This is a genomic window from Corynebacterium sp. KPL1995, assembly GCF_000477935.1.
GTDB classification, from domain to species: domain Bacteria; phylum Actinomycetota; class Actinomycetes; order Mycobacteriales; family Mycobacteriaceae; genus Corynebacterium; species Corynebacterium pseudodiphtheriticum.
The window spans coordinates 74,063-93,289 of the sequence record NZ_KI515715.1 but is presented as its reverse complement, the minus strand read 5'-3'; the positions used below and the strand labels follow the sequence as shown (position 1 = coordinate 93,289).

The window sequence follows — 19,227 nt, the reverse complement described above, 5'->3', positions numbered from 1 at the left end:
CTTAGCGAAGGAAGTGTTACTTCACGTGCCCGGCCCAGAATTGCAACAGCCAGAGTTTAATCCGCTAAACAATCGCCGTTCCGCCAGCCCAGGGCGTGTCGGGCGCCCAGTTAGCCCTGGGCAGCCACAGGCTCAGGGGCAAGGGCTTCCGCAGCGCGCGGCACAGACACAAGACCCTTTGGAATTCGTGCGGGCTACTGTTGGTGGCCAACCGGTCGGGGAATTATTCCGTGGTGCCGCCAGCGAAATCATCAGTGAGCTGCAAGAACTACGCCGCGACCTCCACGAGCATCCAGAAATCGGCTTGCATCTACCACGCACTCAAGAAAAGGTACTGCGTGAGCTAGAGGGTTTGCCGTTGGAAATTACCACTGGTAGGGAACTGACTTCTGTGATTGCGGTGTTGCGTGGCGGGAAGCGAGGCGAGCACCCCGTGTCCGTGTTGCTGCGTGGCGACATGGATGCTTTGGCAGTACGTGAGCGTCTGGACCTGCCTTTTGCTTCGAAAAATGATTACATGCATGCCTGTGGCCACGATTTACACACCGCAGGTTTGGTCGGGGCAGCGAAAATCCTGTGCCGCTACCGGGAAGAACTAGCCGGTGACGTGATTTTCATGTTTCAGCCGGGTGAGGAAGGCCCGGGTGGGGCAGCGCCCATGATTGAAGAAGGCGTACTGGATGCTGCTGGTCGGCGCCCAATTGCGGCCTACGGTATCCATGTTGGCCCGCAGGATTACGGCACTTTCCACTATGTGCCAGGGCCGATGATGTCTTCATCATCGAATTTGACCATTACTGTCACTGGTAAAGGCGGGCATGGCTCTCGCCCGCATGATGCTATTGATCCTGTGTTAGCGTTGGCAGAGATTCAGACGTCCTTGCAGCTGGCTATCACCCGTCGTTTTGATGCGCTGGATCCCATTGTGGTGACGGTGACCAATGTGCGAGCCGGAGAAGGAGCGTTTAATGCGATTCCAGACACCGCAACTTTGGGTGCGACCGTGCGGGTGCTGCGTGATGAAAAGATTGATGCGGTACGCCAAATGATTGCCGAGGTAGCCGGTAACGTCGCCGCCGCGCATCGCTGTTCTGTAGATATTGATTTCCAGGTGCTGTACCCAACGACGAAGACTAATCCTCGGGAAACCAAATTCGCGGCCTCTGTATGGGGCGAAATGTTCGGGGAAGAGGCCGTGCAACCCTTTGAGGCGCCGATGATGGCCTCGGAAGACTTCGGTTTTGTGTTGGCCCAGGTGCCAGGAACTTTCATGTTCTTGGGTACCGCAAATCCGGACAAGCCGGAGCATCTGCGCGATTGGAATCACTCACCGAAGATTAATTTCAATGATTCGATCCTGGGGGATCAGGCCGCGGCATTAGCTGCCTTGGCGTTTGAACGTTTGGCGACAGAAGATAAGCATCCTTCCGCAAGCGTGCGCGCCGCGCGGGAAGCGAAAGGACGAGCGAGTGCTATCCGGAATGGCCGTTAGCCCGCCTGGCCCGTTATGCTGTTAGCCATGTGGCACGCAGATTCGCAGCAGCCCGCACCGGGCTGCGGGCTTTCCGCTCAACAAGAAGCACAATTTCAGCAGCTAACCGCGTATGCGCTGCAACCAGAACGCAGTGATGAACACGTTGTGGATGGTGGCTTGATCCGGATGATTCACGCGCACTAGTGGCCTGCGAATTTTGGTATGTGCCTGGTTAAGTCAGGGACGGGAAATCTGAATCCTAAAGCCGTATTGTTGATCTTCCTCACGTAGACTCAAAGATATGATTTCACTCGTTTCGCCTCTGTTTGTTCCCGGTGACCACCCTGATAGCTTCCAAGAGGCTGTAGATTGTGGGACCGATTCGATCGTTTTCGACTTGCAAGATTCTTGTGCACCAGAGAACAAGGCGCGTGCTCGGCAGAATATTGTCTCGTTTATCGAGGAATACTCTTCTGGCCAGAGCGCAGATATCATTGCCGCGCATAAGCCGGTGTTGATTGGTGTGCGTATTAATGGCGTGAACTCGCAGGAGTATCCGAAGGACCTGGAGGCACTTCAGGCGGTATCGGATCAACTGGATTTTGTTATGCAGCCGCTGGTTAACGAGTCCAAGGCGATGACAGAAACCAAGCAGTTATTGAAAGACTCGGACGGCGCTCCGGTACCAATCGTGGCTTTGGTAGAAACCGCCCGCGGCATTGTTAACGCTGCGGAGATTGCTTCTACCCGTGGAGTGGCCCAGTTGGCCTTTGGTGCGGGCGATTATTCCGAGCAGCTACGTGTGAACCACTCGAACCGGGATGCTTTGCTATTCGCCCGTTCGACGCTGGCCACTGCCTCCGTCGCTTTCCGGTTATCGCCACCGGTGGATACTCCGTATTTCAACGTGGCTAACGAAGATGGGCTGGTGGATGCCACCCATTACGCCAGTGCGTTGGGCTTTAGCGGCAAATTGTGTATCCACCCATCGCAGTGCAAGATTGTGACTGCGGCGTTTAAGCCATCAGATAGCGCTATCGCCTGGGCACGTGAGGCCGTGGAGAAATTTGAAGAAGCTGTAGCGCGTAAGGAATCTTCGGTAGAGCTGGAATCCGGTAACTATGTTGATGCCCCGATCTATCGTCGTGCACTGGATTTGCTGGCTAAGGCCGGTAAGCAGTAGTAGGTAAGTAATAGTCGACAAGAATTTTCAGGGCTAAGGAGTCCCGCGCACAAGGCTGCAAGCTTAAATATTTAAGCCGCTGTAGACCTGGGCGCGGGATTTAGTCGTGCTCATTGTCCGTGATCGGGGATTGGCTATTGGGACTGGGGGTGTCGTGGACGTTATGCGCGCTGGGCTTGCACAGCTGACGTAAGGCGATGCGGCCGTACATATCGCCGAGCTCTTCACTGCTGAGTCGCCCACCATCGGCGTACCATTGCGAGACACCGATGCCCATATCAATGAGTGCCCAGGACACGATCTTGATGTCGTCGGCAACAAAGACCCCAGAATCGATACCTTCGCGCACAATCGCCATCCACCGGGCCACATAATCACGTCGCATCTGTACGACGATGGACCGCGAAGGCTCTTGCAAAGCACGGATTTCGTTATTGACGATGCGTGCTCGCTGAGCTTGTTCTGCATGGAATATGGTGTGATATTTCATGCTGGCAAAAAGCTTGTCGGCGCTGGTTTTCATAGGCGAATAGCCAGTCGCATGGAAGCGCAGCAATGCCTCCATAGAGCTAATCGCGATATCCGCCAGTACTTCTTGTTTTGACCTGTAGTGGTTATACAGGCTGGAGGCCCGCATGCCGACGGCCGTGGCGATGTCTTCCATGCCGGTGGCGTGGTAACCGCGCTCGTCGAAAAGCTGCATTGCGGCTTCGGCAATTTGTGCTCGACGTTTTGGATTTGCCATGAGGTATATGCCTCCTAGTCAGTCTGGTTGGCGACGACGCACTATTGGTGACGACGCACTATTAGTTAAGCATGCCAGAAAATGTTACGAGCATTCCGCTTGACTATTAGTGCGATGTGAGTCACTCTTAATACTAACGATGATTCGCTTTAAGGAGTGACTGAACCATGTCCACCAACCCGCTTGCGACAGGCACAGACCTGCTCGGTGTATTCAACGATATCCCAGAAGCCGACCTCAACGCCTGGAAGCGGGCAGCAAGCTTGCGTGAACCGGTTGAGGCTGTCATCAACGATTACTGGCAACGTGCAGAAATTCCGTTTGATTTGATTCCAGAAATCGTAGAACGCGATCTGCTCACCGACGGCTTGGATGTGCCCGGTCATGAAACTTTGTCGCATTTGGGTTCTGGCTTAACGCTGATGGAAGTCGCCCGTATCGATGGCTCCGTCGCCACGATTCTGGCGGTGCAAGCGGGGTTGGCGATGCGCTCAATTGATATGTGTGGCTCGCAGGAACAAAAAGATAAATATTTGCCGAAGATGGCCAAGGGTGAGCTACTGGGTGCTTTCGCGTTGACGGAACCAGACCACGGTTCGGATTCGATTGCTCTAGAGACCACGGCTGCCCGCGATGGCGATGAGTGGGTGCTCAACGGGGAGAAGAAATGGATCGGCCTGGGTAAGGGCGGGGACATTTCCGTAGTGTGGGCCCGCACTGAAGACGGCGAGGTTTCTGGTTTCATCGTGCCACAGGATGCGAAGGGCTACGACGCGCAGGTTATCGAAAATAAGATCTCATTGCGCGCTATCCACCAGGCACACATCAAGCTCAAGGATGTGCGCATTCCCGCAGAAAACCAACTGCAAAACGCGAAAACGTTCAAAGACACCGCAGCCGTGCTGATGGCTACGCGTACTGGGGTGGCTTGGATTGCGTTGGGTGCGGCCATTGCGTGTTATGAAAAAGCGCGAGAATACGCAGACGAGCGTATCCAGTTTGGGCGTCGCTTGTCTGAAAGCCAGATCATTCAGCAGCGTTTGGTAGATATGCAGTTGGAGATCAGCCAAATGATGCTGTTGAATCGTCACATCGCTGAACTCAATGCCTCTGGCAAGCTCACCGGCGAACAGGCTTCCTTTAACAAGTTGCGTTGTACTCGTGGCGCTCGCAAAGTCGCTGCTGATGCCCGTGACATGCTCGGTGGCGTCGGCATTTTGTTAGATAATAATATTGCCCGTCATTTTGCTGATATCGAGGCTTATCACACCTACGAAGGCACCGACACGGTGCAGTCACTCATCATTGGTAAAAAGATCACTGGCGTGGGCGCGTTTAAATAACGTGCTTAACGCTAGCTACCTCGGGAGGCTACACCTACTACGGTGTAGTAGGTGTAGCCCTTAGCAAGAACGGCGCTGTGCCTGTGCTATCCAGGCCTAGTTGTTCAGCGGCTTGCGAGTTTTCGCCATGTGCATAGCGCGTTCCACGTTTGCTGGCAGTGCAATCAGCGGTACGGCGTGCTCGACTTCCCGGTCAGCGAATTCGTCGAAGCCTAGTTCACTGACACCGTCAGCGGCGGTGTAGTGCTTCGCCAGCTGGCGGGCAATGACATGATCATTGTCTGTCATTCCCGCAATCGGCCAGCCCTCATCCAGCGGGGTAGCGCCAGAGTACAAAGCGATCGTGGTGTCCTCACGTGGCTGATAGCCGTCGATCATGCTTGCGGCCTGCTCAATGGCATAACCCAGTACGTGATCCGGCGACATCAAGATGGCATCGCCTTCCCGGATAAAGCCGTATTCTGCTGCAAAATACATATTTGGTAGTGGTTTAGCATCGGTGATCACGTCAAACGCACGCTGGTGGTAATCGTCGTACAGGCACTGCATGCGTTCCAGTAGGGAGACGGTACCGGACCAAGCCGGGAACAAGCCGACGTTGCGTTCCGGGAAGCCCACCTTGGTATCTGCATGGACGACGACGCGGTCACAGGACAGGTAAAGCTCAGAGCCACCACCTAAGGCAGCTCCCCGGACTGCACCAACGACGGGGAATGGTGCATTACGCAGAATACGCATTACCTGCGAGCCATTGCGCACTAGATCATCAATGCGCTGGGTATCGTCGCTTTCACCTGCTTTGGCAATGGATGTCAGGTCTGCCCCCGCAGAAAATGCACGTTGCTCGTCGTTGCCCACAACCAATGCTTGGATACCCAGCTGGTCGGCATCGTCCACGATCGAACGAATCGAGTTCAGAGCTGGCTGGCTTAGTGAGTTTAGCGAGGTCTGCAGGTCCAGAATGCCGACGCCATTATCTAACAGATGCACTCGGACTTTTTCGGCTTCGCGCACGGTCTTGGCTTGGCCTGAGGCGAGCAATTCCTTAACGGTGACCACACCAGTGCGATCTTTGGTCTCTGCAACAGATCCGTCGGTGGCCAGCACCTTGCCGACTTCTGGGTAGAAACCTCCGGCTGTGATGGCAGCCTGCAGCAGGGAAGGTGTTTCGTCGTAAAGTTCTGCCACCTTTTCTAGACCGATTGAATCTGCCAAAGCAAAAGGGCCCTGCTTCCAGCCGTAGCCCAAAACCATGGCCTTATCCATTAGCTCGACGGTATCGGCGATTTCTTCTGCTGTTTCCAAGCAGTAGCCTAGTGTCGCAGCGAATAGATCGCGGGCATAGCGGCCACCGGGGCTATCTTCGGTGATGACTGCGGCAGCATCCTTGTGCTTTGTAGCAGGATCTTCTGGGGTCTCACGCTCGCCATAGCTGAAGTCTGCTTGGATCACCTTGTCCCGGCCCTGGTAGAAGCCGCCATCACCGGTACGCCCGGTGAGTCCGCGATCCACGAGACCATTGATGACATCGTTTTTTCCCAGATTGAACTGGTGCAGCCGGTCGGATTCTGGCAACGCGTTGGTCAGCGAGGACCAGATTGGTTTCACCAGCTGGAGGCCGATGTAGTCCAACAAACCGAAAACACCTGTACGAGGAATGCCGAAAGGTTTGGAGAATACGGCGTCGGCAAGCTCATAAGAAATGCCTTGTTCCATCGCCAGTTCTGCGCCGGAACCCAACCAGAAACAGCCCAGACGATTGGCGATGAAACCAGGGGTATCGCGGCAGTCAACCACGACCTTGCCCAGTTGCTGCTCAGCAGCGGTATTCAACGTTTGCAGGGTAGCTGCGCTGGTTTTTTCGCCCTCGACGATTTCGACCAGGCGCATCACGCGTGGCGGGTTGAAAAAGTGTGTGATGGCAAAACGGCTGGCCAGGACGTCAGGCAGCTTTGCCGTTAGTTCTGCCAAGGGGATGGTGGAAGTATTTGACGACAGCAGCGCGTGCTCGTTCAAATGAGGGGCGACGGTTTCATACAGCGAGCGCTTGGCGTCGAGATCCTCGAAAATGGCCTCGACAACCCAGTCGCATTCATGCAGCTTGTCCAGGTCTTCGGTGGTGTTCCCAGCGGAAATATTTTCCACGAACTTGGGGTGCACAAAGCCTTTGCGATTTTTCTGGGTTTCAATCCCTTTGTAGGCTCGTGCGCTGCGCTCCTCATGGGAATCGCCTTCGTCGGCCATGTCCAGCAGAGTGACCTGAATTCCAGCACTGGCCATCAGAGCCGCGATGCCTGCGCCCATGGAGCCGGCGCCGATGACGGCAGCTTTTTTCACTGGGGCATCTACGGTGGTTGGTTCTGGGTTCGTGATGATCTTGGTGGTCATGTTTATACAGCCTCCACAATCAGTGCAATTCCTTGTCCGCCACCAATGCACATGGTGACCAGACCGTATTTCTTGTCGGTCGCACGCAGGTGGTGCAGGATCTTGACAGTCAAGATTGCACCGGATGCGCCTACCGGGTGTCCGTGGGCTACAGCGCCGCCGTGCACGTTGGTCTTTTCTGGATCGAAGCCCAGTTCATCTTGTACGGCGATGGCTTGTGCCGCGAATGCCTCGTTGGATTCAATAAGGTCGATATCGTCCAGGCTTAAACCGGCCTTCTGCAGTGCCTTGGGTACGGCAGTGATTGGGCCCAAGCCCATCTTGGTGGGGTCGACGCCACCGATGCCCCAAGAGACCACGCGACCTAGTGGTTGAGAACCGTGCTGGTTCAGGGCGGACTCGGTGCCCAGGAGCAGGGCAGCCGCGCCGTCGTTGATGCCAGAGGAGTTACCAGCCGTGACGGTGCCGTCCTTTTGGAAAGCCGGCTTCAGTTTGGCCAGGGCTTCTGGTGAGGTTTCGCGTACGTGTTCGTCAAAGTCGAAAGTGACCTCGCCCTGGCGGGTGTGCAGGGTGACTGGCACAATTTCTTCTTTGTGCACGCCGTTATCGCGGGCAGCGGCGGCGCGACGCTGAGATTCCGCAGCGAATTCGTCCTGGCGCTCCCGGGAGATGCCATAGGCCTTGGCGACGTTTTCTGCAGTCACGCCCATGTGGCCGGTGCCGAATGGGCAAGACAACGCGCCGAGCATCCAGTCTTGCAAACGGCCGTCCCCCATTTTTTGGCCACCGGTACGCATGCCTTCGACGGAGTATGGTGCAGAACTCATGTGTTCCACGCCTGCCGCCAGAGCTAGTTCGGCGTCGCCGGTGAGGATTTGCTGACTAGCAGAAATGATGGCCTGGGCGCCGGAGCCACATAAGCGGTTGACGTTGAAGGCGATGGAGGAATCTTTCAGCCCGGATTCGATGCCGATTTTGCGGGAAAGATAAACATCTGATGGGACGTTGGGAACTACGTTGCCCACCACCACGGATTCAACGGCAGTGGGGTCGATTCCGGCACGCGCAATTGCTTCTTTTGCAGCAATGGTGCCCATTTCGGTAGGAGAGAGTTTGGAGAGTGAGCCCTGGAACTTTCCAATCGGAAGGCGGGCACCACTGGCGATATAGATCTCTGACATGCGACTCCTCGCGGTTAAAACATCTGAAACATCTGAATTAACTGAAACAGCTGAAACAGCGTTTACGAATGGTTATTCGTTATGGAGCGTAGTCTATGTCACAAATCAGGTTTCGGCAACGATCAGGGCTAATCCCGTGCGGTGATTTTTTCATTCTCGGCGATCTCGGCTAGCCGATCCGTAGAGGCCATGCCCGCCACCACCACGGCGGAGCCGCCAGCGGCCAAGGGAGAAAGCACCTGGCGGGTGAAGGAATCCCAATCGGTCCAACCGGTCGACAGCAAACGCTGGGCATCGCTAGTGGGACGCACGATCTCTGCCAGCGGGCGGGTGGGGCCAGGGTAAAAATCGCCATAAAAACGCACCGTTGGGCCGAAATCAATGACGCCTTCTGGGACCGGTTCACCCATTTCTTCCAAGCCGCGTCCAAAGGGGTCGTTCGTGACGACGACTACATCCCCATGATTAGCGTATTCGGCTACCTTTTCAGCGCTGGTGAAAAACACTGCAGGTTCGGCACCCGAATCAGTCACCGAATCAGTTGTCGTGTCTGCGGCTGCATGGTCGGCTGCGGTGTCGTCAGTAGCGAAGCGTACGGAAATTCCCGCAGCCAACGCGCCCAAGGCAATCATCGCGGTGTGCCAGGAAACTGGGAGGTCGCACAGGATTACCGAGCTTTCGTCGAGATCTAATTCTTCGCGCAGGAAATTCGCTATTTTGGATGCCCAATTCTCGGTGGTTTGAGCAGAAAAATCCATGCGGGTGTCATCGGCTTCGTTATAGACGGTCAGCCGTGGGCTCGCGGGGTCATCGGCAAGCAAATGAGACAACATATCCATGCCCCCATCCTAGGGATCAGGCTGCGGGCATGCAGTGTGCTAGCTGTGTATCGCCGGTGGAGATTCCGCTGAATTATGACAGATCTGCTGCTAATGAACGCAGCGTGGGCCGTTACCGCCGGCATCGATTTCTGGTGCATCGACGACGCTGCCGAAGTCTTCGCCCACAGCGGCGTCGGCATCGTCTTGCCCCAGTTTTTCCTCAAGCAGGGGGCCGTTGTAATCCGGTGCAACCACCACGACGATGGAATCTGGTTCCAGGTTCGCATTCGACGTTATCGTCGAAATACCCAGTTGATCCGCGAGAGCTTGGGCGCGTGGATCACTCGGATTGGCGGCTACAACCTGCGAGACCGAGTACAACCCTTCATTCGCATTAGCAGTATTAACCACGGTATACCCGTGCTGGTCCAGCCATGCACCGGTCGCTGCAGCAGTTCCGGCTGGAGCTTGGGCGTTCAGGATGTGCAGCTGGGCCCCCGCAGCTACCATCTCGACGAGTGCTTCGCCGCCTTCGTCTACGGATTCGTGGCCACCACCGGCAGGATCATCGTCGGTGCCTTCTTCGTCGGCCGTATCGTCGGCAAGCAAATGGTCCATGAACGCGTGGACTTGCTCGGTATCAACGGTCACGACGGATTCGCCGAAATCGCCAACTCCATCAATTGAGGTCACCGGGATGGTTGTGAACGTGACATTGCCGCCGGCCAAATTTGATAGTTGGGTGGCAAAGCTCATGACGTCCCAGTCCTCGTCGATAACGACCGAGCGCTCCACCGCGTTTGAGATTTTGTTCAGAGTAGATGGGTTAGTCAATGTGCCGGTTTCCAACACCTTGTTGACTAGGGAGGCCATAAACGCCTGCTGACGCACAATACGGTCGAGATCGCCACGCGGTAGTCCGTAGCGCTGACGGACGAAGGCCAAGGCGTCGCGACCATCCAAAGTGGAAGTTCCTCCAGGAAAATGTGCTCCGGACATGGGGTCATCAACTGGCTCTTGCAAACACACATCGACGCCGCCAACAGCATCGGTAAGAAGCACAAAGCCCAGCAAACCGACTTCAGCGTAGTGATCAACTTGAATGCCGGTGAGATCTGCTACTGCGGAGATCAGCCCGGAGCGTCCGGCTGCCATAGCCTCCCGTTCTTGATCGATATCGTGCTCAGTATCAGGAACGGATTCTTCGTATGCCTGCTTGTGCGCGCTGTACACCCCGTTGAGTTTCATGTTGCCAAACTCGTCGTCGTGAATGTAGGTGTCGCGGGGCAGGGAAATCGCCGTTGCTTGGGATCCGTCGTTCGGCACCCGGATCAGCATGATGGTGTCGGTGTTGTCTTCGCCAGCAAACTCGCCCGCATTGAGACGCTCGAGTTCTTCGCGGCTGAGCTGGTTGCCGTGTGCGTCTGTGCGAGAATCGGAACCGACCAGGAGAATATCGACTGCGCCATCAGGGGCTTGTTCCCCGGAACCCTGCGAGGTATCGCTCAGCCCCAAGTTGCCGGCAGAAGTCAGAGTGGAACCAACGCGACCGACCGTCCAATAGCCCACTCCGGTGATTAACACCGTGATGGCAGATAGCAACGCGATAATGACCTTAAGCCCACCGGGACCGCGCTGTTTAACTGTTGAGCGGGATTTCGGGGCGGGCTGAATCTCTCTGCTGGAGCGATTACGATCATTCACGCTGTTCAAGCTTAGGGCATAACTGCCACATTTCCGTTACCATAAAGCGCATTGTGTCTGAACAAATAAACCATGCATCCCGTTTGCCGGTAATCACCGTGACTTATTCGCCAGGTAAGCACCTGCGCGCTCTGTTGGACTCACTGTCGGGGGCCACCGAGCGTCAAGTTCTAGTGGTGCTGGCTGATAATGGCTCCACCGACGGCGCACCTGAACAAGCCGCTACAGACTTTGAAAATGTGGTGTTTTATCCCACTGGTGGCAATCTAGGCTATGGCGCGGGTATGAATGCCGGGGTGCAGGCTGTGGGGAGTGTTCCGCTTGGTGGCACACAACCAGTTCCGCTTGCCGACGATTTCGTGCTGCTGACTAACCCAGATGTGGTGTTCCACGATGGAGCGATTGACGAACTTCTGCTCTGCGCTGCTCGGCACCCGAACGCTGCTGCTATCGGACCACGCATCATTGAAAGCGATGGGAGCACCTACCCTTCGGCTCGCGCATTACCGAGCCTGCTAGACGGCATTGGGCATGCGATTTTCGCGGATATCTGGCCTGCAAACCCGTGGTCTGCGCGCTACCGGCAAGGCGAGGATATGGAAACGGAACGCGAAGCTGGTTGGCTGTCTGGTTCCTGCTTATTAGTGCGGCGAGAAGCTTTCGCCCGGGTTGGGGGCTTTGACGAGCGCTATTTCATGTATTTTGAAGACACTGACCTTGGCGATCGCTTCGCCCGTGCCGGCTACAGCAACGTGTATTGTCCGAAGGCGCGGATCAGTCATGCACAAGGCCATTCCACCGAGGCTGAAAGCGTATCCGCGACGATGTTGCGCGTGCACCATCAATCGGCTGCCCGTTATCTTTGCGACCGACTGCCACACTGGTATCAAGCTCCGGTGCGGGCAGTCCTGCGCGCTGGGTTGTATTTGCGCGCCAAAATTTTGACGCGTGGTTAAAACTTTCCACCCAGCCCCGCCATTCGGTCCTGCCATTCGGGCCTGGCTAGCCGCAACCGGCCGCAGTCAGCCGCAGTCGGCCCTGGCCGTGAACCCCTGGCTGTGAATCCCTGGCTGTGAAGCCTTGAAGATGTGGCCTCGAGTCTGATCGGGCGAGCCCCGGTGTGTGAGCACAGAATCGACGCACGCAACAGATATATTTTGGGCCATGAGCAATACCGACGCCGTGATTCTGGTCGGCGGGCGGGGCACGCGCCTGCGTCCGTTGACCATCAATACGCCGAAGCCGATGCTGCCGACTGCCGGATACCCCTTCCTGCAGCATTTATTGGCGCGCATCAAGGCTGCTGGAATCAACCACGTGATCTTGTCGACGTCCTTTCGGGCCGAGGTTTTCGAGGAATATTTCGGTGATGGCTCTGAACTCGGATTAGAAATTGAATACGTCGTTGAGGAAGAAGCTTTGGGTACCGGCGGAGGTATCCGCAATGTCTATGACAAGCTGCGTGGCGATAACGTCATGGTCTTCAACGGCGATGTATTGGCAGCTACCGACTTGCGCGGAATTTTGCGCACGCACGAAGAAAAGAATGCAGATTTGACCATGCATTTGGTCCGAGTATCAGATCCTCGTGCTTTCGGCTGCGTGCCGACGGACGCCAACGGCCAGGTGACGGCATTTTTGGAAAAAACGGAAGATCCACCGACTGATCAGATCAACGCGGGCTGTTACGTCTTTAAGAAAGATTTGATCACTTCGATTCCCGCCGGGCGCAATGTTTCAGTGGAACGCGAAACGTTCCCGCGGCTTCTCGACGAAGGCCGCAGTGTCGTTGGCCATGTTGATGCCGCGTACTGGCGAGATATGGGCCGTCCGGATGATTTTGTGCAGGGCTCGTCGGATTTGGTGCGTGGAATCGTGGGCTCACCGCTACTGGAAGGCCGGACTGGTGAGGCACTGGTAGATCCGGCCGCTGGAGTGGCAGGAGGAGTGCTGTTGCTCGGAGGAACCACAGTGGGGCGCGGGGCTGAAATCGGCGGTGGCTGCCGTATCGACTCTTCGGTGATTTTCGCTGGTGCCACAATTGAGCCGGGTGCTCGTATTCGGAATTCGATCATTGCAGATGGGGCACATATTGGGGCAAATGCGATTGTCGATGGCTGCGTGATCGGAGAGGGAGCGCAGATCGGTGCGCGGTGTGAACTGGCGCCGGGCATGCGTGTGTGGCCGGGTGTGATTATTCCGGACACTGGGATTCGCTTCAGCTCTGATGCTTAGAACGCTTCCGACTTTTTTCTGAATGCTCTGGTAGCGACACGCCGACGCCTGAAGAGAAGCTCTGCTTCTGTGTGACGAATGAACGCCCACCTGCCGATTAGTTTTTCAGAACCGATCCGGCTCTATATATAGTACCCCTGCAAGTTACCCCCTTTGTCGCGGTTTTGTTACTGCTGTGACTGGTGAGGTCTTTTGCAGGGGTTTTCTGCTGGTTTCTGTTCTGATAGTGGATTCTGGGTTGACGATATTTAGTGTCTCATTGTCTAATCTTTGGAAGTATATGAACGGAACTACGGAGAAAGGACACGGCGTGGACGATATGGCTAAAAACGCCATTCTCCGTGGCGGCGCGGCAGCTCTATCGATCGAAGAGCTCTTCGGTGCGGTAGAACAAGAATGGCAAGACCAGGCGCTGTGCGCGCAGACGGATCCGGAAGCATTTTTTCCGGAAAAAGGTGGGTCTACCCGCGAAGCCAAGCGTATTTGCCAGGCCTGCCCGGTGCGTGATGAGTGCTTGGAGTTCGCTTTAGAGCACGATGAACGCTTCGGTATCTGGGGTGGCCTATCTGACCGTGAGCGTCGCCGCTTGAAGCGAGATATCGGCTAGCATTTTCGCGGTTATATGGCCCGTGTGGCCGTATCTGAGTTAATCCCCCCAGGGGTAGCGTGCATCCACATCGTGTGGATCAAGGTTGAGATAAGTCGCCACCAGCACCGTCAGAATTTCTTGTAGCAATTGCTGGCGTTGTTCGCTGGTGGCTGCGCGTTGTTCTATGGGTTTGCGAAATAGCACAATGCGTGCACGCGTGGGTTGCCCCTGTGCATCAATTCCTGGTTGTAGCACCCGTCCCAGTGGCACCGGCCCATCGCTGAAGATTTCATCATCGATCAGCGCTAAGTCGGAGCCCAGGTTCATTCGTGGCACGGTATCAACCGCAAGATCTAATGATTCTAGCTGCGGGGCGAACGCAGCATGGATGGAGCTAAAGGCATCCAATGCAGCCATGTCGAATTGCTGGCTACGTGAACGAAACCGTGGGGTTTGCTGCGGCAACACCACGCCACGCAAGCCACGGCCATGGCGGTTGCGGTAGGGGCGTAGTTGTGCGCTGTTGCTCATGGAATCAGCATAGAACTCGTGTGCCTGCGCACTAGTTGCGCCACGCCGAAAATTCTTGCGGAACTACCGTTTGCGTGTGTGATCGATGAGTCTTTAAACTTGGGAGCGTGAACCAGATTCGTCGCTGTTCCCGTCCTGGCTGTGGTCAGCCTGCACTCGCAACCCTGACGTATGCGTATGCCGAATCTACGGCGGTAGTTGGCCCGTTGACCTCGCAACCTGACCCACATAGTTGGGATTTATGTCAGAAACATTCGGAAAAAATCACTGCGCCAGTCGGGTGGGAGATTGTGCGCGTCGGGGATATAGATATTGACGACGAAGAAGATCTGGTCGCTCTTGCCGCGGCGGTGCGGGAAAACGGGCGTGTTACTAGTGGTCTGGTGGAAGACCCGGACGCGAGCCCGGTTGCGCATACTTCGGCATTCGCAGATGCGGCAGATCCGGAGCGCTCTAATCACCCGGTGCACCGAGTTCCACGGGTGGTGGAACAAAAACAGCAGCGCCGTGCGCACTTGCAGGTGGTTCCAGAAACTGACTCTGTCGAAGATTCCGCTAGTGAGGCAACCGCTCCTTCTGTAAACGTGAATGGCAGCCGACACGCACTAAGCCAGCGGGCGGGCGTCGGCAAGCAAGATCTCATCCATGACGCAAGTGCAGCCGAGGTCACAGAAATTACAGAATCTACAGACAATTCGGGCGCTGGCCACAAGGTAGACGCTGCCGACGAAGCTGCTGACTTTGTGGATGGCCAGGGCGCTGTTGAGCAATCCACCAGCGAAAATGATGGGGACCCCGTTGATTCCATGCTGGCGGAATTGCGTGACTCTTCGACGACAGATTTTGCAGCGTTGTGGCCCGACGATTCCTCGGAGGAACCGCGGGCTTAATTCTGGCTAGTCATCGGCACGCTTCTCGGCGAGACCGTTAGAATGGCCTATATGTATTCTGCACAATTCCTCAACTCTGTCATTAAGGCCTACGATATTCGCGGCTTGGTGGAATCCGAGATTACCGCGGATTTCGTTCGTAACGTTGGACGCGCGTTTGCAGATTTCCTGAAAAACCACGGCAACGAGACTCGTGTCGCGGTTGGCCACGACATGCGCCCGTCCTCCCCAGAATTGGCAGAGGCTTTTGCTGAAGGAGTAGCAGAATCCGGCTTGGATGTTACGGCTTTGGGGCTGGTTTCTACCGATGAATTGTATTTCGCGGCCGGAAAAATGGAGTGTGCTGGAGCGATGTTTACTGCTTCGCATAACCCAGCTTCCTACAACGGCATCAAATTGTGTCGGGCTGGAGCCAAACCAGTAGGGCAAGATACCGGGCTCGGAATCATTACTGATTATTTGGCGAACCACACCGACGACGGCACTAACGGTGCCCCGGCGCAACAACGGGGAACCATTAGCAAGCACGAGATTCTGGATGATTACGCGCGTTATCTCAACGAACTCGTGCCGCTTTCTAGCACCCGTCCGTTGGTGGTGGCCGTTGATGCGGCAAACGGTATGGCGGGCCACACAGTGCCTGCGGTGTTTGCTGATCTGCCAATTGATATCCGCCCTTTGTATTTCGAGCTCGATGGCACGTTCCCGAACCACGAGGCCAACCCGCTGGACCCGAAAAACCTCGTAGATTTGCAGCGTTTCACCATTGAACAGAGCGCGGACTTAGGGCTGGCCTTTGACGGCGATGCTGACCGGGTATTTTTGGTTGATGAAAAGGGGCAGCCGGTCTCACCTTCAGCTATTTGTGCCCTGATTGCTGAACGCATGCTACAGCGCTACCCAGGGGCGACGATCATCCATAATTTGATTACCTCGAAGATGGTCCCGGAGCTGGTAGAGAAAGCTGGCGGAACCGCGGTGCGCACAAAGGTGGGGCACTCATTTATCAAAGCGGAAATGGCGGAGCACAATGCTGTTTTCGGCGGCGAGCACTCTGCCCATTATTATTTCAGTGAGTTTTTCAATGCTGATTCCGGCATGCTGGCTGCGTTGCACATGCTTGCGGCGTTGGCCACCTATGAGGGTACGCTTTCGGAGCTGATGGAGTCGTATCAGCACTATTCGGCTTCCGGGGAGATCAATTTCACGGTTACTGACCAAGCAGCTGCCCGGGAGAAAGTCCGCGCGGCTTTCGCGGACCGGGCCGCTGAGATCGACGAATTGGACGGTATGACTGTGGATTTAGAAGGTAGCGCTGCCTGGTTCAATTTGCGTGCGTCGAACACAGAGCCCCTGCTGCGTCTAAACGTAGAGGCGGAAACACCCGAGCAAGTTTCCGCGCTTGTCGACGAAATCTCTGGGTTGGTGTCCTAGCCACGGTTACGGAACAGCAGCTTCGTTACAACAGCTTTTCTCACCGCAGCTTTAGCCTGTAGCAGGACCTCAGTTACCACCCCGCAGTAGAAGGAAAATTTTCGATCTATGCAGCCACTTCGACCGGCTATTCGCCATTACCCTTGGGGCTCGACTACCTTGATCCCAGAGTTGGCTGGGCAACCAGCCACCGGTGATCCAGTGGCCGAACTTTGGTTTGGAGCGCATGCGACCGGCCCTGCTTACGTGGCGCAGCCTGACGGTGCGCTTAAGGGCTTGGATGAGATAATCGCGGCAGATCCTGAGTATCATTTGGGCGCGCGCGTGCAAAAACAATGGGGTTCCCGATTGCCTTTCATGCTGAAGCTGTTGGCGGCCGGTGAGCCGCTTTCGCTGCAGGCACACCCTAGTCTGGCAGAAGCCGAAGAGGGGTTTGCGCGAGAAAACGCTGCTGGCCTGGCCCTGGATGATCCGCGGCGTAATTATAAGGATTCCAACCACAAGCCTGAGCTTATTGTCGCGTTGACTCCGTTTCGTGGATTAGCGGGATTCCGGAAAGCGAGCTCCACCCATAAACTGTTTTCTGTTTTGAGGTGTCCTGAGCTGGATCCATATGCCGAGCTGTTGGAGAACGTGGAAGAGGACAACGAAGCAGCACAGCTACATACGCTGTTTCGCTGTTGGGTGACGCTTGCCGAAGATGAACGTAAGCACTTGATAAGCGCGATCGTGGATAAAGCCTGCGAGGTACTTGCCGACGAATCTAGCTGGCAATCCTACTCCGAGTGGATGCTTGACAGCTTGCGCACGGTGGTGGACCTGCAGCGTCGCTACCCGGGTGATATTGGGGTGCTAAGCGCTCTGTTATTGCATCATGTATCCCTGCAACCAGGGGAAGCACTGCGTTTGGAAGCGGGGCAATTACACGCTTATCTGTCTGGCTTGGGTGTGGAGATCATGGCTAGTTCGGACAACGTGTTGCGCGGAGGGCTTACAGAAAAGCACGTTGATGTGCCGGAGCTGTTGTCATTGTTGCAATTTTCCAGTGTGCGGGATCCGATCATGGAACCGGAACTCATTGCTGAGGGGCAGTACAATTACCCCTCGCATACGGAAGATTTTTTGCTGGAACGCGTCCAGTTAACCAGACAGCACCCCAGAGTACGGTGTGACTATGGGGGGCCGGCGATTGCTTTAGTGACCCGCGGTGCGGTGGAATGCAACGGGCGTATGCTGCGGCCGACAGAAGCGGTGTGGCTACCGGCGGGGGCGGCTGACAATGGCTTTGTCCTCGTGGATGCTGATGAGAGTGTTCACGACGGAATGCGCGCCGGTGCTGAATCCGGTGCCGAGTTGTTTATCGCCCGCGTTTGATCCGGTAGCGAGGATTTTTTAGTGTGGCTAGGTTGCAGCTAGCGGCTGCAGCCCAGGCTGTGGGCTCAGGTAGTGGGCCAGGTTAGTTGCTCAACCAAGACGAGCTAAGGGACGAGCCTGAGTTCTTTAGAGCTTCACTGATAGCATCGCGCAGCCCCTGCGGTTGTGGGTGGTTTTCTCCAGCTGCGCTCGCGCTATTAGAACCGACTGCATCATGGGGGCCATCGCTTGCGTGGTTGCTGGCATGGTTACCCTGCTGGTGGCGTTGCGTTCCTGCGCCGGGAGCTGGGGGAGCCACCGGATCTGGTTGGGCTGGCTGGTTTTGGGCTCTTTGTACGCGTGCAGCCTGTGGATCGGTTGCAACCCGTGCATCAGTGCCCGTGCTTTCTCCGGGCTGCTGATTTCCGGGCTGTTGCTTATTGTTGGGCGTTAGACCTGCCCGATCTAGGGTCTCGTTGATCAGAGGCTGCGGATCAAGATCTGCCAATTTTGGGATTGCGCCGGCGACGTTATCTGCTGGAGAGTTCGGCTTTGGTGCTTGCTGCTGTGCCGGCTTTGGTTCTGCGATTACGAGGGGTTCTTGTGGCTCTTGGTTTTCGCGACTGCCGGAGCCACCCTGGGGACCCTGTTGTTGCTGCGGCTGCAGAGCCTCAAACCCGCGGGGCCGGTAAACAACCGTCGGCTGGACCGGGTCTGGGTCTTCTTGGAGAACAGCGTGAGGGGGTAGAAAGGGGTCGGCAGCGTCAATCTGGGCTCGGCGGGAGGGCTTTGTGCCCCGTGGTGCTAGTACCTGCTCGTTGGCTTCGGTAAGGTTCTGTGGTGCGACAGGCCGTTGGCCGAGGGTCGAATCCGAGCCAGGGAGAGTCTGACGCGAGGCGTTTCCGTCGTCTTGGGATGCGGAGTCTGTAGCGGAATCGGCTGGGCTGGCAGATTCTGTGATGGTAGTCGTCGAAGTTTGCGTGTGTCCTGCTTCTTGTACTTGTGATGCCGTCGAAAAGTTTGCCGGTTCTGAAAACTGCCAGACTCCGAAACCAATTACGCCCGCAGCAAGACAGCCACTACCGATGAAAGCGATGGCCCTACGGGTTTCCTGGCTCATGGGACACATGACCTTCCGCGTTGATTGCAACTTGATAACAAACCATAACAGCTTCATTCCAAAGTAGTAAGGCCTTGGCGTCGCAAAGTCGATATTGTGAGACAGCTTATATTCGATAGTTCAGGGTCGGCTTTTATATGTGCCCTCCCCTTATGTGTTCCGGGGACTCATATGTACTCCCGCGACGCAGGTGCATTTCGGCAACTCAGATGTACTCCGGTGACCCAGACAGTGCT

The 19,227-nt window shown here is 55.9% G+C and carries 16 protein-coding genes and 1 pseudogene; 10 read left to right on the top strand and 7 right to left on the bottom strand.

The window, feature by feature from the left end; genetic code table 11:
* Positions 1-40 precede the first annotated feature (40 nt).
* The 3 genes from HMPREF1292_RS00380 (at position 41) to HMPREF1292_RS00375 (ending at position 2,657) form a co-directional block, all read left to right on the top strand.
* Positions 41-1,492 carry a M20 family metallopeptidase gene (locus HMPREF1292_RS00380; RefSeq protein ID WP_084521374.1) on the top strand — a complete coding sequence of 484 codons (1,452 nt, stop codon included), beginning with the start codon at positions 41-43 and terminating at the stop codon, positions 1,490-1,492.
* A gap of 27 nt (positions 1,493-1,519) precedes the next feature.
* Positions 1,520-1,678, top strand: a complete 159-nt coding sequence (locus HMPREF1292_RS10960; protein WP_153246426.1) for a hypothetical protein — start codon at positions 1,520-1,522, stop codon at positions 1,676-1,678.
* Positions 1,679-1,775: 97 nt separating this feature from the next.
* Complete coding sequence (locus tag HMPREF1292_RS00375; RefSeq protein ID WP_023018267.1) at positions 1,776-2,657, top strand: CoA ester lyase; 882 nt, start codon at positions 1,776-1,778, stop codon at positions 2,655-2,657.
* Positions 2,658-2,757: 100 nt separating this feature from the next.
* Here the strand turns inward: HMPREF1292_RS00375 and HMPREF1292_RS00370 are convergent, their stop codons facing one another.
* A complete protein-coding gene (locus HMPREF1292_RS00370) occupies positions 2,758-3,402 on the bottom strand; it encodes a TetR/AcrR family transcriptional regulator (protein ID WP_023018266.1) in 645 nt (214 codons plus the stop codon).
* A 167-nt stretch (positions 3,403-3,569) separates the two neighbouring features.
* On the opposite strand from HMPREF1292_RS00370, the gene HMPREF1292_RS00365 reads away from it, so the two are divergent.
* The gene (locus HMPREF1292_RS00365; protein ID WP_023018265.1) at positions 3,570-4,745 is read left to right on the top strand and encodes an acyl-CoA dehydrogenase family protein; all 1,176 of its coding nucleotides are present in this window, start codon (positions 3,570-3,572) and stop codon (positions 4,743-4,745) included.
* Between the two features lie 96 nt (positions 4,746-4,841).
* On the opposite strand, the gene HMPREF1292_RS00360 is transcribed toward HMPREF1292_RS00365, so the two are convergent.
* The 4 genes from HMPREF1292_RS00360 to HMPREF1292_RS00345 form a co-directional block, all read right to left on the bottom strand.
* Positions 4,842-7,133 carry a 3-hydroxyacyl-CoA dehydrogenase/enoyl-CoA hydratase family protein gene (locus HMPREF1292_RS00360; RefSeq protein WP_023018264.1) on the bottom strand — a complete coding sequence of 764 codons (2,292 nt, stop codon included), beginning with the start codon at positions 7,131-7,133 and terminating at the stop codon, positions 4,842-4,844.
* Between the two features lie 2 nt (positions 7,134-7,135).
* Complete coding sequence (locus HMPREF1292_RS00355; RefSeq protein ID WP_023018263.1) at positions 7,136-8,314, bottom strand: acetyl-CoA C-acyltransferase; 1,179 nt, start codon at positions 8,312-8,314, stop codon at positions 7,136-7,138.
* A 128-nt stretch (positions 8,315-8,442) separates the two neighbouring features.
* Positions 8,443-9,153: a TIGR03089 family protein gene (locus HMPREF1292_RS00350; protein ID WP_023018262.1), complete on the bottom strand. Its 711-nt coding sequence runs from the start codon at positions 9,151-9,153 to the stop codon at positions 8,443-8,445.
* A gap of 90 nt (positions 9,154-9,243) precedes the next feature.
* The gene (locus HMPREF1292_RS00345) at positions 9,244-10,839 is read right to left on the bottom strand and encodes an LCP family protein (protein WP_023018261.1); all 1,596 of its coding nucleotides are present in this window, start codon (positions 10,837-10,839) and stop codon (positions 9,244-9,246) included.
* 53 nt (positions 10,840-10,892) lie between these two features.
* Here HMPREF1292_RS00345 and HMPREF1292_RS00340 point away from each other — a divergent pair, with 53 nt between their 5' ends.
* From HMPREF1292_RS00340 to HMPREF1292_RS00330, 3 genes are all read left to right on the top strand, one after another.
* The gene (locus HMPREF1292_RS00340) at positions 10,893-11,795 is read left to right on the top strand and encodes a glycosyltransferase family 2 protein (RefSeq protein WP_023018260.1); all 903 of its coding nucleotides are present in this window, start codon (positions 10,893-10,895) and stop codon (positions 11,793-11,795) included.
* Between the two features lie 208 nt (positions 11,796-12,003).
* Positions 12,004-13,074, top strand: coding sequence for a sugar phosphate nucleotidyltransferase (locus HMPREF1292_RS00335; protein ID WP_023018259.1), 1,071 nt, complete (start codon positions 12,004-12,006; stop codon positions 13,072-13,074).
* A gap of 280 nt (positions 13,075-13,354) precedes the next feature.
* Positions 13,355-13,681 (top strand): WhiB family transcriptional regulator, encoded by a 327-nt coding sequence (locus tag HMPREF1292_RS00330; RefSeq protein WP_021353645.1) that lies wholly within the window; start codon positions 13,355-13,357, stop codon positions 13,679-13,681.
* Between the two features lie 39 nt (positions 13,682-13,720).
* On the opposite strand, the gene HMPREF1292_RS00325 is transcribed toward HMPREF1292_RS00330, so the two are convergent.
* Positions 13,721-14,194, bottom strand: coding sequence for a metallopeptidase family protein (locus tag HMPREF1292_RS00325; RefSeq protein ID WP_023018258.1), 474 nt, complete (start codon positions 14,192-14,194; stop codon positions 13,721-13,723).
* Between the two features lie 107 nt (positions 14,195-14,301).
* Here HMPREF1292_RS00325 and HMPREF1292_RS11315 point away from each other — a divergent pair.
* The 3 genes and pseudogenes from HMPREF1292_RS11315 to manA all read left to right on the top strand — a co-directional run.
* Positions 14,302-14,727, top strand: a pseudogene (locus HMPREF1292_RS11315) (DUF3499 domain-containing protein); the annotation flags it as partial.
* A gap of 408 nt (positions 14,728-15,135) precedes the next feature.
* Positions 15,136-16,518: a phosphomannomutase/phosphoglucomutase gene (locus tag HMPREF1292_RS00315; RefSeq protein ID WP_034644919.1), complete on the top strand. Its 1,383-nt coding sequence runs from the start codon at positions 15,136-15,138 to the stop codon at positions 16,516-16,518.
* A gap of 108 nt (positions 16,519-16,626) precedes the next feature.
* Positions 16,627-17,892, top strand: a complete 1,266-nt coding sequence (manA, locus tag HMPREF1292_RS00310) for a mannose-6-phosphate isomerase, class I (RefSeq protein WP_023018255.1) — start codon at positions 16,627-16,629, stop codon at positions 17,890-17,892.
* A gap of 82 nt (positions 17,893-17,974) precedes the next feature.
* Here manA and HMPREF1292_RS00305 read toward each other — a convergent pair whose 3' ends face one another.
* Positions 17,975-18,991: a hypothetical protein gene (locus HMPREF1292_RS00305; protein WP_034644918.1), complete on the bottom strand. Its 1,017-nt coding sequence runs from the start codon at positions 18,989-18,991 to the stop codon at positions 17,975-17,977.
* Between the last annotated feature and the right edge of the window lie 236 nt (positions 18,992-19,227).

Coding starts and splice junctions, on each gene's coding strand:
- HMPREF1292_RS00335 (WP_023018259.1), top strand. CDS start 12,004: ATGAGCAATACCGACGCCGTGATTCTGGTCGGCGGGCGGGGCACGCGC.
- HMPREF1292_RS00375 (WP_023018267.1), top strand. CDS start 1,776: ATGATTTCACTCGTTTCGCCTCTGTTTGTTCCCGGTGACCACCCTGAT.
- HMPREF1292_RS10960 (WP_153246426.1), top strand. CDS start 1,520: ATGTGGCACGCAGATTCGCAGCAGCCCGCACCGGGCTGCGGGCTTTCC.
- HMPREF1292_RS00315 (WP_034644919.1), top strand. CDS start 15,136: ATGTATTCTGCACAATTCCTCAACTCTGTCATTAAGGCCTACGATATT.
- HMPREF1292_RS00355 (WP_023018263.1), bottom strand. CDS start 8,314: ATGTCAGAGATCTATATCGCCAGTGGTGCCCGCCTTCCGATTGGAAAG.
- HMPREF1292_RS00350 (WP_023018262.1), bottom strand. CDS start 9,153: ATGGATATGTTGTCTCATTTGCTTGCCGATGACCCCGCGAGCCCACGG.
- HMPREF1292_RS00370 (WP_023018266.1), bottom strand. CDS start 3,402: ATGGCAAATCCAAAACGTCGAGCACAAATTGCCGAAGCCGCAATGCAG.
- HMPREF1292_RS00360 (WP_023018264.1), bottom strand. CDS start 7,133: ATGACCACCAAGATCATCACGAACCCAGAACCAACCACCGTAGATGCC.
- manA (WP_023018255.1), top strand. CDS start 16,627: ATGCAGCCACTTCGACCGGCTATTCGCCATTACCCTTGGGGCTCGACT.
- HMPREF1292_RS00325 (WP_023018258.1), bottom strand. CDS start 14,194: ATGAGCAACAGCGCACAACTACGCCCCTACCGCAACCGCCATGGCCGT.
- HMPREF1292_RS00305 (WP_034644918.1), bottom strand. CDS start 18,991: ATGAGCCAGGAAACCCGTAGGGCCATCGCTTTCATCGGTAGTGGCTGT.
- HMPREF1292_RS00365 (WP_023018265.1), top strand. CDS start 3,570: ATGTCCACCAACCCGCTTGCGACAGGCACAGACCTGCTCGGTGTATTC.
- HMPREF1292_RS00330 (WP_021353645.1), top strand. CDS start 13,355: ATGAACGGAACTACGGAGAAAGGACACGGCGTGGACGATATGGCTAAA.